The organism is Enterobacter sp. KBR-315C3_2022 (assembly GCF_041399425.1).
Classification (GTDB): Bacteria; Pseudomonadota; Gammaproteobacteria; order Enterobacterales; family Enterobacteriaceae; genus Enterobacter.
In genome coordinates, this window is sequence record NZ_JBGKEB010000010.1 from 111,936 (window position 1) to 128,891 (window position 16,956).

Consider the following 16,956-nt stretch of genomic DNA (forward strand, 5'->3'; position numbering starts at 1 on the left):
AGGATGGTTATTTTTTAAAAGCGTCCGCAAGCTTCTGCGTGGCGGAGCGGAAGATGCCCAGGTCGCTGCCGACGGCAACGAAAGTCGCGCCCCACTCCAGGTAGCGCCGCGCGTCCGCCTCAACCGGAGCCAGAATGCCGGACGGCTTACCGTGCGCCCTGGCGCGCGCAAAAATGTGCTGGATCGCGCGCTGCACCTCGGGATGACCGGCGTTGCCCAGATGGCCCAGCGCCGCGGCCAGGTCGCTCGGCCCGACGAAGATGCCGTCGACGCCGTCGGTGGAGGCGATGGCGTCAACGTTATCCACGCCCTGCAGGCTCTCAATCTGCACCAGGATGGTGATGTTCTTGTTCGACTGCGTAAAGTAGTCCGGCACGGTGCCAAACATATTCGCGCGGTGGGAGACGGAAACGCCGCGAATGCCCTCCGGCGGGTAGCGGGTAGAGGCCACGGCCCGTACCGCCTCTTCCTCGGTTTCCACAAACGGGATCAGGAAGTTATAGAAACCAATGTCCAGAAGACGCTTGATGATCACCGGTTCGTTGGTCGGCACGCGCACCACCGGCGCGCTGCTGCTGCCCTTCAGCGCCATAAGCTGCGGAATAAAGGTGGTGATGTCATTCGGCGCGTGTTCACCGTCCAGCACCAGCCAGTCGAATCCGGCCAGGCCAAGCACTTCGGTGCTGATGGGGTTTGCCAGCGCGGACCAACAGCCAATCTGGACCTGGTGTGCCGCAAGGGCGGCTTTAAACCTGTTCGGGAAGATATCGTTATTCATCGCGTTTACCTTTTTAATTCCGCAGCCGTATTCGGTATTAATGTTTGTCCGTTATTTATTCTCAGACTTAAATTCAGGGTGATAAAATCGTCATTCAGTATAATGCCCCCTCCCCGGCAGCACATTGTTCTAATGCTCAAGTATCGCGGCCCTTGCTAATAATAGTTTGAGCATATGCACGAACCACTGGGCGCTGATGCACAGAATCAGACATCGCGGGTTCGGGCGCGATCGCGATCACATTTTCTCGTCTATTCTCCTGACATGCTTTATTTCTGAAAGCCGCGTTTTTATTTCTGCCATAAGAAAATTGGCTGCATTTATTATCAGATTCTTTGCTGGAGAATATTGAGCAATGGCCGACATTGAAATTCGACAACCGCCGTCGACGGCGTTTTATATCAAAGTTCACGACACCGATAACGTGGCGATTATTGTTAACGACAACGGCCTAAAGGCCGGAACCCGCTTCCCCGATGGGCTGAAGCTGATTGAGCATATCCCGCAGGGGCATAAGGTCGCGCTGGTGGACATCCCCGCGGGGGGTGAAATCGTGCGCTATGGCGAAACGATCGGCTACGCGGTGCGGGCTATCCCACGCGGCAGCTGGGTCGAGGAATCGCTGGTTGAACTGCCAGAAGCCCCGCCGCTGAACACGCTGCCGCTGGCGACGCGCGTGCCGGAGCCGCTCCCGCCGCTTGAGGGCTACACCTTCGAAGGCTACCGCAACGCCGACGGCAGCGTAGGCACCAAGAACCTGCTGGGCATCACCACCAGCGTGCACTGCGTGGCGGGCGTAGTGGACTACGTAGTGAAAATTATCGAGCGCGACCTGCTGCCGAAATACCCGAACGTCGACGGCGTGGTCGGGCTTAACCACCTTTACGGCTGCGGCGTGGCGATCAATGCGCCCGCCGCCGTGGTGCCGATTCGAACCATCCACAACCTCGCCCTGAACCCGAACTTTGGCGGCGAGATTATGGTCATCGGGCTGGGCTGCGAGAAGCTTCAGCCTGAACGCCTGCTGCAGGGCACGGAGGACGTGCAGGCCATTGCGGTGGACAGCGCCAGCATCGTGCGCCTGCAGGACGAGCGTCACGTGGGCTTCAGGTCGATGGTCGACGACATTCTACAGGTCGCGGAGCGCCATCTGGAGAAGCTCAACCGGCGCCAGCGCGAAACCTGCCCCGCCTCCGAGCTGGTGGTCGGGACGCAGTGCGGCGGCAGCGACGCGTTTTCCGGCGTTACGGCCAACCCGGCGGTCGGCTATGCGTCGGATCTGTTCGTGCGCTGCGGCGCCACGGTGATGTTCTCCGAGGTGACCGAAGTGCGCGACGCCATTCACCTGCTTACGCCGCGCGCCGTCAACGAGGAGGTGGGCAAGCGCCTGCTGGAGGAGATGGCCTGGTACGATAATTACCTGGATATGGGCAAAACGGATCGCAGCGCGAACCCGTCTCCGGGCAACAAAAAGGGCGGCCTGGCGAACGTGGTGGAAAAGGCCCTCGGCTCGATTGCCAAGTCCGGCCAGAGCGCGATTGTCGAAGTGCTCTCGCCGGGGCAGCGTCCGACGAAGCGCGGGCTGATTTACGCGGCAACGCCTGCCAGCGATTTCGTCTGCGGCACGCAGCAGGTGGCGTCCGGCATTACGGTGCAGGTGTTCACGACCGGGCGCGGCACGCCGTACGGGCTGATGGCGGTGCCGGTAATCAAGATGGCCACCCGCACCGAGCTGGCAAACCGCTGGTACGATCTAATGGACATCAACGCGGGCACCATTGCCACCGGCGAAGAGAGCATCGAGGACGTGGGCTGGAAGCTGTTCCACTTCATTCTGGACGTGGCGAGCGGGCGGAAGAAGACGTTTTCCGACCAGTGGGGATTGCATAACCAGCTGGCGGTGTTTAACCCGGCTCCGGTGACGTGATTGTTCCCCTCACCCTGCCCTCTCCCCACAGGGGAGAGGGTGAAAATCGCACCGAACTGTCCCCTCTCCCCTTTGGGGAGAGGGTTAGGGTGAGGGGTAAAACTCCCTTACACCAGCACCACCTCAATCCCGCTTTTACGCAGCCCTTCCAGGCTCTCCACCGGAATATCCTCATCCACGATAATCATATCGATACGCTGCGTGTCGATAATCTTGTGCAGGCTCGAGCGGTTAAACTTGCTGGAGTCGGTCACGACGATAATCCGCTCCGCCACCTCGCACATTTTGCGGTTTAGCCGCGCCTCGTCTTCGTTGTGGGTGCTGACGCCGCGATCGAGATCGATGGCGTCGACGCCCAGAAACAGCAGGTCAAAGTGGTAATTCTGCAGCGACTGCTCCGCCTGGTCGCCGTAGAACGATTGCGACTGGCGGCGTAAATGCCCGCCGGTCATCAGCAGCTCCACCCCTTCCGCCTCCAGCAGCGCATTCGCCACGTTCATGCCGTTGGTCATCGCGATCACGTCCGTATGCTGGCGCAGCATGCGCGCGATTTCAAACGTCGTGGTGCCCGAATCCAGAATGATGCGATGCCCCGGCTTCACCAGCCCGGCCGCCGCCTGCGCAATGCTGCGCTTCACCGCGGTATTCAGCGAGCTTTTGTCCTCGACGGAAGGCTCCGCGCCAGGGGCATTGCCCTCACAAATCAGCGCGCCGCCGTAAGCGCGAACCGCGATGCCCTGCTTCTCCAGAAACGCCAGATCGTTACGGATCGTCACCGTCGACACGCCGTAAAGCTGAGAAAGATCGTTAACCTGCACGCTTCCCTGCGCCCGCAACCGCTGAATAATGTGCTCTCGCCTTTCGCTGGTGCCGGTGATGCGCTTTTCCGCGGATGAATCGGTGCTGCTCATACGAGCTCCTTAATCAATAAACTTTCGTTTCATCTCGTTTTGCCTATTAACGCCTTTCTTTTGCGCGAATGCAAGTTCTGTCTGGCGCGTAGACGAAAGCGACACGGGCGCTGAAACCTTTCATTATGTTTCTTTTGTGAAACAGATCGGAAAACCATTATCTTTCGTTTTATTTTTACCACACCATAATGCAGTATCAAATGAAACAAAACGAAAGATGAATGCCATCACCATCCGAAATGGAGAGGAAAGTGAAACATCTGACAGATATGGTGAAACACCATAAACGGGGGAATACAAGCGGAATCTATGCCGTCTGTTCCGCGCATCCGCTGGTTCTTGAAGCCGCAATTCGTTACGCCCATACCCACCAAACGCCGCTGCTGATTGAGGCCACCTCCAACCAGGTGGATCAGTTTGGCGGCTACACCGGCATGACGCCCGCCGATTTTCACGGGTTTGTCTGCCGCATGGCCGAATCGCTCGGCTTCCCGACCTCGCAGCTGATCCTCGGGGGAGATCACCTGGGGCCAAACCGCTGGCAAAACCAGCCGGCGCAGCAGGCGATGGCGCACGCCGACGATCTGATCAAAAGCTACGTCGCCGCCGGGTTCAAAAAGATCCACCTCGACTGCAGCATGTCCTGTGAAGACGATCCGGTCCCCTTAACCGACGCCATCGTCGCCGAACGCGCGGCGCACCTGGCCAGGATTGCCGAAGAGACCTGCCGTGAGCGCTTTGGCGCATCCGACCTGGTCTACGTGATCGGCACCGAGGTGCCCGTCCCCGGCGGCGCGCACGAAACGCTGACCGAGCTGGAAGTCACCACGCCGGACGCCGCCCGCGCCACGCTTGAGGCGCATCGTCACGCCTTCGAAAAGGAAGGGCTAAGCGACATCTGGCCGCGCATCATTGGCCTGGTGGTCCAGCCCGGCGTCGAGTTCGACCACGCCCACGTCTGCGACTATCAGCCGCAGAAAGCCGTCGCGCTCAGCAGGATGGTGGAAGCCTACGACACGCTGGTGTTTGAAGCGCACTCCACGGACTACCAGACGCCGCAGGCCCTGCGCCAGCTGGTGAAAGATCACTTCGCCATCCTCAAGGTCGGCCCGGCGCTCACCTTCGCCCTACGCGAAGCGCTGTTTTCGCTTGCCGCCATTGAAGAGGAGCTGCTGCCCGCCAAAGCCAGCTCCGGCCTGCGCCACGTGCTGGAAAACGTCATGCTCGACCGCCCGGAATACTGGCAAAGCCACTACCACGGCGACGGCCACGCCCGGCGGCTGGCGCGCGGCTACAGCTACTCTGACCGCGTGCGCTACTACTGGCCCGACGCGCAGATCGATGACGCGTTCGATCGCCTGGTGCGCAACCTGGCGGACGAGCCGATCCCGCTGCCGCTGATCAGCCAGTACCTGCCGTTGCAGTACGTAAAAGTTCGCGAGGGTGCTCTCAAGTCCACGCCGCGGGAACTCATCATTGACCACATTCAGGACATACTCCAGCAGTACCACGCCGCCTGTGAAGGCGTAACGGCTCAAAACGCATAATTAAAAACGAGGAAAACGCTATGCCAAACATTGTTTTATGCCGCATCGATGAGCGCCTGATCCACGGTCAGGTCGGCGTGCAGTGGGTGGGGTTTGCGGGGGCAAACCTGGTGCTGGTGGCCAATGACGAGGTTGCAGAGGATCCGGTTCAGCAAAACCTGATGGAAATGGTGCTCGCGGAAGGGATCGCCGTGCGCTTTTGGTCGCTGCAAAAAACGATCGACAACATTCACCGCGCCGCCGATCGGCAGAAAATTCTGCTGGTCTGCAAATCGCCCGCGGATTTTCTCAGGCTGGTGGAGGGCGGCGTTCCCGTCGCCCGTATCAACGTGGGAAACATGCACTACGCCAATGGCAAACGGCAAATTGCCAAAACGGTATCTGTAGACGCTAACGATGTTGCGGCCTTTAACGGTTTGAAGGCCGCCGGTGTGGAATGCTTCGTTCAGGGCGTTCCAACAGAAACTGCTTTGGATCTCTTTACACTACTTTGAGGGATTCACAATGGAAATCAGTCTATTGCAGGCATTCGCGTTAGGCATCCTTGCCTTTATCGCGGGCCTGGACATGTTTAACGGGTTAACGCATATGCACCGCCCGGTGGTGCTCGGGCCGCTGGTTGGCCTGATTCTGGGCGATTTGCATACCGGCATTTTGACCGGCGGTACGCTGGAGCTGGTCTGGATGGGGCTGGCCCCGCTGGCGGGCGCGCAGCCGCCGAACGTCATTATCGGCACCATCGTTGGCACCACGTTCGCCATCACCACGGGCGTGAAGCCGGACGTCGCCGTTGGGGTCGCCGTGCCGTTTGCGGTGGCGGTTCAGATGGGGATCACGTTCCTGTTCTCGGTGATGTCGGGCGTGATGTCCCGCTGCGACCGCATGGCGGCCAATGCCGATACCCGCGGCATCGAGCGGGTTAACTACCTCGCGCTGCTGGCGCTCGGCGTCTTCTACTTCCTGTGCGCTTTCCTGCCGATCTACTTCGGCGCGGAACACGCGAAAACCGCCATTGACGTCCTGCCGGAGCGCCTGATTGACGGCCTCGGCGTGGCGGGCGGCATCATGCCCGCGATCGGCTTCGCCGTGCTGCTGAAGATCATGATGAAAAACGTCTATATCCCCTATTTCATTATCGGCTTTGTCGCCGCGGCCTGGCTGAAGCTGCCGGTGCTGGCGATTGCCGCCGCCGCGCTGGCCATGGCGCTGATCGACCTGATGCGAAAATCGCCTGAACCGTCTGCTCCCGCTGCGCAAAAAGAGGAATTTGAAGATGGCATCTAACCACACCGTTCTGCCGGGCGCGTCCGAGAGCGAGGAAACCCTGCTCACCGGCGTCAATGAAAACGTCTACGAAGACCAGGGCATCGGCGCCGAGCTGACGAAAAAAGACATCAACCGCGTGGCCTGGCGCTCCATGCTGCTGCAGGCCTCGTTTAACTACGAGCGTATGCAGGCCTCCGGCTGGCTTTACGGACTGCTGCCCGCGCTGAAAAAGATCCACACCAACAAGCGGGACCTGGCGCGCGCCATGAAGGGCCACATGGGCTTCTTCAACACCCACCCGTTCCTGGTGACGTTTGTGATCGGCATTATCCTGGCGATGGAGCGCTCCAAGCAGGACGTGAACAGCATTCAGAGCACCAAGATTGCCGTGGGCGCGCCGCTCGGCGGCATCGGCGACGCCATGTTCTGGCTAACGCTGCTGCCCATCTGCGGCGGCATCGGCGCCAGCCTGGCGCTCCAGGGTTCCATACTCGGCGCCGTGGTCTTTATCGTGCTGTTTAACGTGGTCCACCTCGGCCTGCGGTTTGGCCTGGCGCACTACGCCTACCGCATGGGCGTGGCGGCGATCCCGCTGATAAAAGCCAACACCAAAAAGGTCGGACACGCCGCCTCCATCGTCGGGATGACGGTCATCGGCGCGCTGGTGGCAACCTACGTGCGCCTCAACACCACGCTGGAGATTAAGGCCGGGGATGCGGTGGTCAAGCTGCAAGCCGACGTTATCGACAAGCTGATGCCCGCCTTCCTGCCGCTGGTCTACACCCTGACCATGTTCTGGCTGGTGCGCCGCGGCTGGAGCCCACTGCGCCTGATTGGCATCACCGTGGTGCTGGGCGTGGTCGGCAAGTTCCTTCACTTCCTGTAAAAGCAAAGAGGTTGCGATGTTAGGCATTATTTTGACGGGCCACGGCGGCTTTGCCAGCGGGCTTGAGCAGGCGATGAAGCAGATCCTCGGCGAGCAGCCGCAGTTTATCGCCATCGATTTTCCCGAGTCGTCCACCACCGCGCGGCTCACCGAGCAGCTTGAGCAGGCGGTGAACAGCCTGGACGCGCGGCACGATATTGTGTTTCTCACCGACCTGCTGGGCGGCACGCCGTTTCGCGTGGCCTCGACGCTGGCGATGCAAAGACCGGGTAGCGAAGTGATAACCGGCACCAATCTTCAACTCTTACTGGAGATGGTGCTGGAGCGCGACGGGCTCAGCAGCGAAGCGTTTCGCCTGCAGGCGCTGGCGTGCGGGCACCGCGGGCTGACTAGCCTGGTTGACGAGCTGGCGCGCTGTCGCGAGGACGCGCCCGCCGAGGAAGGCATATGAGCCAGCTGCTGCGCGCGCGTCGGCTGCTCACGGAAGCGGGCTGGCTGACCGACCACCAGCTGCGCATGGATGACGGCGTCATCACCGCAATCGAACCGATTCCCGCGGGCGTGACGGCCCGCGAGGCCGAGCGCCTTTGCCCGGCCTACATCGACATCCACGTCCACGGCGGCGCGGGCGTGGATGTGATGGACGATGCGCCCGGCGCGCTTGATACCTTAGCCATGCACAAGGCGCGCGAAGGCGTGGGGGCGTTTGTGCCCACGACCGTTACCGCGCCGCTGGCGGCCATTCACGCGGCGCTCGGGCGCATCGCCCGTCGGGTTGCGTCCGGCGGTCCCGGCGCGAACGTTTTGGGCAGCTACCTGGAAGGGCCCTATTTTACGCCGCAGAACAAAGGCGCTCACCCGCCGGAGCTGTTTCGGGAGCTGGACATCGCCGAGCTGGACGCGCTGATTGCCGTCTCGCGGAACACGCTGCGCGCGGTGGCGCTGGCCCCCGAAAAAGCGGGCGCGCTCGCGGCAATTCGCCACCTCAAGCAGCGGGGCGTGCGCGTCATGCTCGGGCACAGCGCCGCCACGTGCGAGCAAACCCGCGCCGCCTTTGACGCGGGGGCGGACGGGCTGGTGCACTGCTACAACGGCATGACCGGGCTGCACCATCGCGAGCCGGGCATGGTGGGCGCAGGGCTTACCGATGCGCGGGCGTGGCTGGAGCTGATTGCCGACGGCCACCACGTGCATCCGGTCGCCATGCGGCTTTGCACCTGCTGCGCGAAGGATCGCGTGGTGTTAATCACCGACGCGATGCAGGCCGCAGGCATGCCCGACGGGTGCTACACGCTGTGCGGTGAGGACGTTGTTATGCAAAGCGGCGTGGTGCGCACCGCGTCCGGCGGGCTGGCGGGCAGCACGCTTTCGCTGGATGCCGCCGTGCGGAATATGGTCGAGCTGGCAGGCGCAGCGCCTGAAGAGGCGATACATATGGCTTCGCTGCATCCGGCCCGCCTGCTGGGCATCGACGGCAAGCTTGGCTCGCTGAGGCCGGGCAAGCGCGCAAACCTGATCGCGCTAGACGACGGTTTACACCTGCAGAATATCTGGATTCAGGATCAGGCTCTCCCCCTTTAGACCTTTCTTTGTCTGTCCATTTGGCCTTGCGACGCCCAATCGTAAGGCCTTTCTTTTCCTTTCCTTCGTTGTTCGCATTTCCTTTGCGATCACACTTTTCGTTTTATTTCCTTTCTCTCATTGAACTTTCGATTTCTTTTCTATAGATTTTATTTAACTGCTTACGTGAACAAGTGAAACGAAACGAAAGATAGCAACCTGTTTGCCTGCGTCTGAAGTGACATTCACGCGACTAAGGACTGAGTTATGCCTGAAATGAATACCGCCGCCACCGGCACATGGACAGAAAGCGAGATCCGCCAGCAGCCCGACAGCTGGATCCGCTCGCTCAACAATATCGACAACCTGCGATCGTCGATCGACGGCTTCCTGACGCCGCTGCTGCGCAAAAGCGATCTGCGGATCGTGCTGACCGGCGCGGGAACCTCCGCGTTTATCGGCGACATTATTGCCCCGTGGCTCGCCAGCCGCACCGGGAAAAACATCAGCGCCGTGCCCACCACGGACCTGGTCACCAACCCGATGGATTACTTCAGCCCGGCGCGCCCGCTGCTGCTGGTCTCGTTTGCCCGCTCCGGCAACAGCCCGGAAAGCGTCGCGGCCGTCGAGCTGGCAAACCAGTTCGTGCCGGAGTGCTACCACCTGTCGATCACCTGTAACGAAGCGGGAAGCCTCTACCAGAACGCCATCGACAGCGATAACGCCTATGCCCTGCTGATGCCCGCCGAGACGCACGATCGCGGCTTCGCGATGACCAGCAGCATCACCACCATGATGGCGAGCTGCCTGGCGGTATTCGCGCCCGAGACGATCAACGCCAGCACCTTCCGCGACGTGGCCGATCGCTGCAGGGCGATCCTCACCTCGCTAGGCGATTTCAGCCAGGGCGTGTTCGGCAGCGAGCCGTGGAAAAGGATTGTTTACCTCGGCAGCGGCGGGCTGCAGGGCGCGGCGCGCGAGTCGGCGCTGAAGGTGCTGGAGCTGACGGCGGGCAAGCTGGCCGCGTTTTATGACTCCCCTACCGGCTTTCGCCACGGGCCGAAATCGCTGGTGGACGGTGAGACGCTGATCGTCGTGTTTGTTTCCAGCCATCCGTATACCCGCCGGTACGATCTGGATCTGCTGGCCGAGCTGCGACGGGATCGCCAGGCGATGGGCGTGGTGGCGATTGCCGCTGAAAGCGATCCGATCGTCGAAGCCGGGCCGCACATTCTGCTGCCGCCGTCGCGGACGTTTATCGACGTGGAGCAGGCGTTTTGCTTCCTGATGTATGCCCAGGTCTTCGCGCTCACCCAGTCCCTGAGCGTGGGCAACACCCCCGATACGCCGTCCGCCAGCGGCACCGTAAACCGCGTCGTGCAGGGCGTCATTATTCATCCGTGGCAGGCTTAAGAGGATCGCACCATGAGCATTATCTCAACCAAATACCTTCTGCAGGACGCGCAGGCCAAAGGCTACGCCGTGCCCGCGTTCAACATTCACAACGCCGAGACGATCCAGGCGATCCTCGAAACGTGCAGCGAAATGCGATCGCCGGTGATCCTCGCTGGGACGCCCGGCACCTTCAAGCACATTGCGCTGGAAGAGATCTACGCCCTGTGCAGCGCCTACTCCCAGACCTACGACATGCCGCTGGCGCTGCACCTCGATCACCACGAGTCGCTGGACGACATTTGCCGCAAGGTGAACGCGGGCGTGCGCAGCGCGATGATCGACGGCAGCCACTATCCGTTCGAGCAAAACGTGAAGCTGGTGAAATCGGTGGTCGATTTCTGCCACCTCAACGACTGCAGCGTAGAGGCCGAGCTGGGCCGCCTGGGCGGCGTGGAGGATGACATGAGCGTTGATGCCGAAAGCGCGTTCCTGACCGATCCGCTGGAGGCGAAGCGCTTCGTCGAGCTGACCGGCGTCGACAGCCTGGCCGTCGCCATCGGCACCGCGCACGGGCTGTATACCAAACGCCCAAAAATCGACTTCCAGCGGCTGGCGGAGATCCGCGAGGTGGTCAGCATTCCGCTGGTGCTGCACGGCGCGAGCGACGTGCCGGACGAGGACGTGCGCCGCACCATCGAGCTGGGGGTGTGCAAAGTGAACGTGGCGACCGAGCTGAAAATTGCGTTCGCCGCCGCGGTGAAAGAGTGGTTTGCCGAAAACCCGCAGGGCAACGACCCGCGCTACTACATGCGTGTCGGCATGGACGCCATGAAAGAGGTGGTGAAAAGCAAAATCACCGTCTGCGGCTCGGCTAACCGACTGCTGCTACCGGCAGAAGCCTGATCCCATCGCGCATTACGTCAGAACCTAAAAAATAACTATAAGCCTCGCAAATATGAAGGCGCGTTCTTATTCACGACCGCGCCTTCCATTACCATAAAAAAATTCCGAGGAGTACCCTACATGACACAGGAAAAGTCATTCAAATCGAAAGCGTGGGAGTTTTTTCAAAGCCTGGGAAAGACCTTTATGTTTCCGGTCTCCCTTCTGGCGTTTATGGGCCTGCTGCTGGGCATCGGCAGCTCGGTAACCAGCCCTTCCACGATTAAAAGCTTTCCTTTTCTCGGCGGCGAACTCACGCAGCTGACCTTTGGCTTTATCGCGATGGTGGGCGGCTTCGCCTTTACCTATCTTCCGCTGATGTTCGCCATGGCGATCCCCATGGGCCTCGCCAAACACAATAAGGCCGTGGGCGCGTTTGCCGGGTTTGTTGGCTACATGCTGATGAACATGAGCATCAATTATTACCTGACCGCCACCCACCAGCTCGCCGATGCCGCCACCATGCGCCAGGTGGGCCAGTCCATCGTGCTCGGGATCCAAACCCTGGAGATGGGCGTGCTGGGCGGCATCGTCGTGGGGGTAATCACTTACTTCCTGCACGATCGCTTTCAGGACACGGTGCTGCACGACGCTTTCGCCTTCTTTAGCGGCATCCGCTTCGTGCCGATTATCACCGCCCTGACGCTCTCCCTGGTGGGGCTGTTTATTCCGCTGCTGTGGGAATACGTCGCGCTGGGCATCGCCGGGATCGGCCACATCATCCAGAGCACCAGCGTCTTTGGCCCGTTCCTCTACGGCGTGGGCGTGCTGCTGCTCAAGCCGTTTGGCCTGCACCACATCCTGCTGGCGATGGTGCGCTTCACCCCCGCGGGCGGCATTGAGATGGTAAACGGACACGAAGTCGCCGGGGCGCTGAACATTTTCTACGCCGAGCTGAAGGCGGGCCTGCCGTTCAGCCCGCACGTCACCGCGTTCCTGTCGCAGGGCTTTATGCCGACCTTTATCTTTGGCCTGCCGGCGGTCGCCTACGCCATCTACCGCACCGCGCGCCCGGAAAACCGCCCGGTGATTAAGGGCCTGCTGCTCTCCGGCGTGCTGGTGTCGGTGGTGACCGGCATTTCAGAACCGATCGAGTTTCTGTTCCTGTTTATCGCCCCCGCGCTGTACGCCTTCCACATCGTGATGTCCGGCCTGGCGCTGATGGTGATGGCGCTGCTGGGCGTGACCATCGGTAACACCGACGGCGGGATCCTCGACCTGCTGATCTTCGGCGTGATGCAGGGCATGTCCACCAAATGGTATCTGGTATTCCCGGTCGGTATCGCCTGGTTCGCCATCTACTTCTTCGTCTTCCGCTGGTACATCCTCAAGCACGATATCAAAACGCCGGGACGCGAAGTGGATCCTCAGGGCGCGCTGCAGGCCGTGGAGGCCAACACCCGCGCGCGCGGTAAATCGAAATACGATCACGGGCTGATCCTGCGCGCGCTGGGCGGCAAAGAGAACATTGATTCGCTCGACAACTGCATCACCCGCCTGCGCCTGGTGGTGAAGGATATGGGGCTTATCGACCAGCAGGCGCTGAAGGAAGCGGGCGCCCTGTCGGTGGTGGTGCTGGATGCGCACAGCGTGCAGGTGATCATCGGCCCGCAGGTGCAGAGCGTCAAAACCGGCATTGAAGCGTTAATTTAACAGGGGGTTGTTGTGTTTGATTTCGACAAAATCATTGAGCGCAAAAGCGATAAGTGCCGCAAGTGGGACCACGCGTTCGTCTGCTCGCGCTTCGGCAGCGTTCCGGAGGGGTTTATTCCGCTGTGGATTGCCGACATGGATTTCACCTCGCCGCTCGCGGTGATTGAGGGCTTTCAGCGCATCGTGGAGCACGGCACCTTCGGCTACACGTGGTGCTTCGACGAGTTTTACGACGCGGTGATGAGCTTTCAACGCACGCGCCATCGGGTTGAGGTGGAGAAATCGTGGATTACCCTCACCTACGGCACCGTTTCCACGCTGCACTACACGGTGCAGGCGTTCTGCGCGCCCGGCGACTGCGTGATGATGAACACGCCGGTGTACGACCCGTTCGCAATGGCCACGCAGCGCCAGGGCGTGCGGGTGCTCGCTAACCCGCTGCGCGTGGAGGAGAACCGCTATCAGCTCGATTTCAACCTGGTTGAAGAGCAGCTCAGGACGCAGCGTCCGAAGCTGTGGTTCTTCTGCTCGCCGCACAACCCTTCGGGCCGGATCTGGCGCGCCGAGGAGATCCGCCTGGTCTCCGATCTGTGTAAGCGCTACGGCACGATCCTGGTGGTCGATGAGGTGCACGCCGAGCACCTTCTGGACGGCGAGTTCGTCAGCTGTCTGGCACCGGGCTGCGCCGCGCGGGACAACCTGATCGTGCTGACCTCGCCGAATAAGGCCTTCAACCTCGGCGGCCTGAAAACGTCCTATTCGATGATCCCCGACCCGGTCCTGCGCCAGCGCTTTCGCCAGCAGCTGGAGAAAAACTCCATTACCTCGCCCAACATTTTCGGCGTGTGGGGAATTATCCTCGCCTACCGGCACGGCCTGCCGTGGCTGGACGCGCTGAACGACTATCTTCGCGGCAACGCGCGCTATCTGGCGGATGCCATCCAGACCCACTTCCCGGCCTGGAAAATGATGAACCCGGAATCGTCGTACCTGGCGTGGGTAGACGTCAGCGCCGACGAGCGCAACGCGACGCAGCTGACGGAACACTTCGCCCGCCAGGCTGGCGTGGTCATTGAAGACGGCAGCCACTACGTGCAAAACGGCGAAAACTACCTGCGCATTAATTTCGGCACCCAGCGCTACTGGCTGGAGCAATCCGTTCAACGAATGCTGACGCATTATTAAAGAAGGAGCAAAACCTGATGAAAAACGTGCTCGCACTCTCGATGCTTGCCCTGCTGGCTTCCCACGGCGCGCTGGCGGCGAACTACGCGCTGGAAAACGACAAGATTGCCCTCTCGTTTGACGATGCCAACGCCGCGGCGGTGGTGAAAGACAAGCTCGCCGGTCATCCGCTTGCGCCGCAGGAGCTGTTTTTCCTGACGCTGCCGGATGAAACCAAAATCCACACCGCGGATTTTAAAATCAAAGGCGTGGAAAAACGCGACAACGCGATTGTTATCAACTTCACCCGCCCGGATTTTAACGTGACCGTGGCGCTAAACCTGGTGAAGGGTAAATACGCCAGCATTGATTACACCGTCGCGGCCGTCGGCCAGCCGCGCGATGTGGCAAAAATCACCTTCTTCCCGACCAAAAAGCAGTCTCAGGCGCCCTACGTTGACGGCGCAATCAACAGCTCGCCGATCGTCGCCGATTCGTTCTTTATCCTGCCGGATAAGCCGATCGTGAATACCTACGCCTACGAGGCCACCACCAACCTGAACGTGGAGCTGAAAACGCCTATTCAGCCCGAGACGCCGGTCAGCTATACCACCTACTTCGGCACGTTCCCGGAAACCAGCCAGCTGCGCCGCAGCGTGAATACCTTCGTCAACGACGTGCGCCCGCGCCCGTATAAGCCGTACCTGCACTACAACAGCTGGATGGATATCGGCTTCTTTAACCCCTACAGCGAGCAGGACGTGCTGGGGCGAATGGACGAGTGGAATAAGGAATTTATCACCGGGCGCGGCGTGGCGCTGGACGCGTTCCTGCTTGACGACGGCTGGGACGACCGCACCGGACGCTGGCTGTTTGGCCCGGCGTTCAGCAACGGCTTTGGCAAGGTGAAGGAAAAAGCCGACAGCCTGCACAGCTCGGTCGGGCTGTGGCTCTCGCCGTGGGGCGGCTACAACAAGCCGCGCGACGTCCGCGTTTCCCATGCGAAGGAGTACGGCTTCGAAACGGTGGACGGCAAGCTGGCGCTGTCTGGCCCGAACTACTTTAAGAACTTTAACGAGCAGATCGTCAAGCTGATCAAAAACGAGCACATTTCCTCGTTCAAGCTGGACGGCATGGGCAACGCCAACTCGCACATCAAGGGCAGCCCGTTTGCCTCCGATTTTGACGCCTCGATCGCCCTGCTGCACAACATGCGCAGCGCGAATCCGAACCTGTTCATCAACCTGACCACCGGCACCGACGCCAGCCCGTCTTGGCTGTTCTACGCCGATTCCATCTGGCGGCAGGGCGACGATATCAACCTGTACGGCCCCGGCACGCCGGTGCAGCAGTGGATGACCTACCGCGACGCCGAAACGTACCGCTCCATCGTGCGTAAAGGCCCGCTGTTCCCGCTGAACTCGCTGATGTACCACGGGATCATCAGCGCCGAAAACGCCTATTACGGGCTGGAGAAGGTGCAGACGGACGGCGATTTTGCCGATCAGGTCTGGAGCTATTTCGCCACCGGCACCCAGCTGCAGGAGCTGTACATTACCCCGTCAATGCTGAACAAGGCGAAGTGGGACACGCTGGCGAAAGCGGCGAAGTGGTCGCGGGATAACGCCAGCGTGCTGGTCGACACCCACTGGATTGGCGGCGACCCGACGGCGCTTGCGGTTTACGGCTGGGCATCGTGGAGCAAAGACAAGGCGATCCTCGGCCTGCGTAACCCGTCGGACAAACCGCAAAGCTACTATCTGGATCTGACGAGAGACTTTGAGATCCCGACGGGAGAGGTGGCGCAGTTCAGCCTGAAGGCGGTGTACGGCAGCAACTCAACCGTGCCGACGGAGTATAAGAACGCGGTAGTCATTACCCTGCAACCGCTGGAAACGCTGGTGTTTGAGGCGGTGCCAGGCAAATAAAATTGCTCAACTGGCAGGTCAAGACAGGACCTGCCAGCTTCCCCCCTTTCTGGCTCCGAGGCGTTTTAATTTGCCTTTTGCCTGCAACGCCTGGAGATGACGTTCCGCAGTGCGGGACGTTACGCCCAGCGCGGATGCCAGCTTCACCGCCGTCATTTGCGGCTGAGCGGCAAGAAGCTCAAGGATAGCGCTTTCCTTTTCCGACAATTCTTCCGACACCTTTTCCGACATTGCGGAAGTGGTACCCATTCCTTCCCGCAGCGCTTCGGCCATGTTTTGCAGCATAAACTCCACGAATGGCGTGCAGTCACTGGCCCGATCGCATTGTCCTAAAATCTGGTAATAGCGCGCCTGCTGGAAGTGAATGAGCGTCTCAACGGGCAGCCAGGCAAGCTCAGCACGCCACTGGCTTAAGATCAGCGTTTGCCACAGCCGCCCCATGCGCCCATTTCCATCCGCAAAAGGGTGAATAAATTCAAACTCATAATGAAATACCGAGCTTGCAATGAGCGGGTGAAGATCGGTTTGCTTAAGCCAGGAGAGCAGATCGTCGATAAGCCGGGTCATCTGCGAGGCGGGCGGCGCCATGTGCACGAGCTGCTTTCCGCGGTATATCCCTACATCGCCATTCCTGAGCTTTCCAGGACGATCGACCAGACCCACCATTAACGTTCGGTGCGCGCTCAGTAAGTCAGCGAGCTTCCAGGGCTTCCATTCGGGCAATTTCTCATAAGCAACAATAGCGTTGCGTACTTCCTGAATATCTTTTTCAGGGGCTAGCACGCGCTTGCCATCCATGATCGCCGTTACCTGCCCGGTCGTTAGCGAGTTGTGTTCAATGGCCAGCGATGCCTGAATCGTGCGTATACGGTTCTCTTTACGAAGGAGTGGCGAAGTTCTGCCTGAACGCGCCGCCCAATGCCCCAACAGCTCACCAATCTCAACCACCTGATTGAGGATTAAGGGCGTAATGGTGAAAGGAGGCTGATAGCGGCTCAT

The 16,956-nt window shown here is 60.4% G+C and carries 15 protein-coding genes; 12 read left to right on the forward strand and 3 right to left on the reverse strand.

Annotated features, from left to right (window positions below):
• Positions 1 to 7: 7 nt before the first annotated feature.
• Positions 8 to 778, reverse strand: coding sequence for a 2-dehydro-3-deoxyglucarate aldolase (gene garL / locus AB8804_RS12780; protein WP_371186649.1), 771 nt, complete (start codon positions 776 to 778; stop codon positions 8 to 10).
• A 355-nt stretch (positions 779 to 1,133) separates the two neighbouring features.
• Between garL and garD the strand changes: the two genes are divergently transcribed.
• Positions 1,134 to 2,705, forward strand: coding sequence for a galactarate dehydratase (gene garD / locus AB8804_RS12785; RefSeq protein WP_371186651.1), 1,572 nt, complete (start codon positions 1,134 to 1,136; stop codon positions 2,703 to 2,705).
• Between the two features lie 107 nt (positions 2,706 to 2,812).
• Here garD and AB8804_RS12790 read toward each other — a convergent pair whose 3' ends face one another.
• Positions 2,813 to 3,616, reverse strand: a complete 804-nt coding sequence (locus AB8804_RS12790) for a DeoR family transcriptional regulator (RefSeq protein ID WP_371186653.1) — start codon at positions 3,614 to 3,616, stop codon at positions 2,813 to 2,815.
• Positions 3,617 to 3,855: 239 nt separating this feature from the next.
• Between AB8804_RS12790 and kbaZ the strand changes: the two genes are divergently transcribed.
• From kbaZ to AB8804_RS12845, 11 genes are all read left to right on the forward strand, one after another.
• Positions 3,856 to 5,163, forward strand: a complete 1,308-nt coding sequence (kbaZ, locus tag AB8804_RS12795; protein ID WP_371186758.1) for a tagatose-bisphosphate aldolase subunit KbaZ — start codon at positions 3,856 to 3,858, stop codon at positions 5,161 to 5,163.
• A 20-nt stretch (positions 5,164 to 5,183) separates the two neighbouring features.
• A complete protein-coding gene (agaV, locus tag AB8804_RS12800; protein ID WP_371186655.1) occupies positions 5,184 to 5,657 on the forward strand; it encodes a PTS N-acetylgalactosamine transporter subunit IIB in 474 nt (157 codons plus the stop codon).
• A gap of 10 nt (positions 5,658 to 5,667) precedes the next feature.
• Entirely contained in the window at positions 5,668 to 6,447 is a 780-nt protein-coding gene (gene agaW, locus AB8804_RS12805) for a PTS N-acetylgalactosamine transporter subunit IIC (RefSeq protein WP_371186657.1), read from the forward strand.
• Positions 6,437 to 7,315, forward strand: a complete 879-nt coding sequence (gene agaE / locus AB8804_RS12810) for a PTS N-acetylgalactosamine transporter subunit IID (protein ID WP_371186660.1) — start codon at positions 6,437 to 6,439, stop codon at positions 7,313 to 7,315. Before agaW ends, agaE begins: the two co-directional genes overlap by 11 nt.
• A gap of 16 nt (positions 7,316 to 7,331) precedes the next feature.
• On the forward strand, positions 7,332 to 7,766 hold the full coding sequence (gene agaF / locus AB8804_RS12815) for a PTS galactosamine/N-acetylgalactosamine transporter subunit IIA (protein ID WP_371186662.1): 435 nt from the start codon (positions 7,332 to 7,334) through the stop codon (positions 7,764 to 7,766).
• Positions 7,763 to 8,896, forward strand: a complete 1,134-nt coding sequence (gene nagA, locus AB8804_RS12820; protein WP_371186664.1) for an N-acetylglucosamine-6-phosphate deacetylase — start codon at positions 7,763 to 7,765, stop codon at positions 8,894 to 8,896. Before agaF ends, nagA begins: the two co-directional genes overlap by 4 nt.
• Positions 8,897 to 9,142: 246 nt before the next feature.
• Positions 9,143 to 10,288, forward strand: a complete 1,146-nt coding sequence (locus AB8804_RS12825) for an SIS domain-containing protein (protein WP_371186666.1) — start codon at positions 9,143 to 9,145, stop codon at positions 10,286 to 10,288.
• Between the two features lie 12 nt (positions 10,289 to 10,300).
• Positions 10,301 to 11,173, forward strand: coding sequence for a tagatose-bisphosphate aldolase subunit KbaY (gene kbaY / locus AB8804_RS12830; protein ID WP_371186668.1), 873 nt, complete (start codon positions 10,301 to 10,303; stop codon positions 11,171 to 11,173).
• Between the two features lie 120 nt (positions 11,174 to 11,293).
• Entirely contained in the window at positions 11,294 to 12,865 is a 1,572-nt protein-coding gene (gene malX / locus AB8804_RS12835) for a maltose/glucose-specific PTS transporter subunit IIBC (protein WP_371186670.1), read from the forward strand.
• A gap of 12 nt (positions 12,866 to 12,877) precedes the next feature.
• Complete coding sequence (locus AB8804_RS12840; RefSeq protein WP_371186672.1) at positions 12,878 to 14,050, forward strand: MalY/PatB family protein; 1,173 nt, start codon at positions 12,878 to 12,880, stop codon at positions 14,048 to 14,050.
• Between the two features lie 17 nt (positions 14,051 to 14,067).
• Positions 14,068 to 15,957, forward strand: a complete 1,890-nt coding sequence (locus AB8804_RS12845) for an enterotoxin (RefSeq protein ID WP_371186674.1) — start codon at positions 14,068 to 14,070, stop codon at positions 15,955 to 15,957.
• Positions 15,958 to 15,975: 18 nt separating this feature from the next.
• On the opposite strand, the gene AB8804_RS12850 is transcribed toward AB8804_RS12845, so the two are convergent.
• Entirely contained in the window at positions 15,976 to 16,956 is a 981-nt protein-coding gene (locus AB8804_RS12850; protein WP_371186676.1) for a Fic family protein, read from the reverse strand.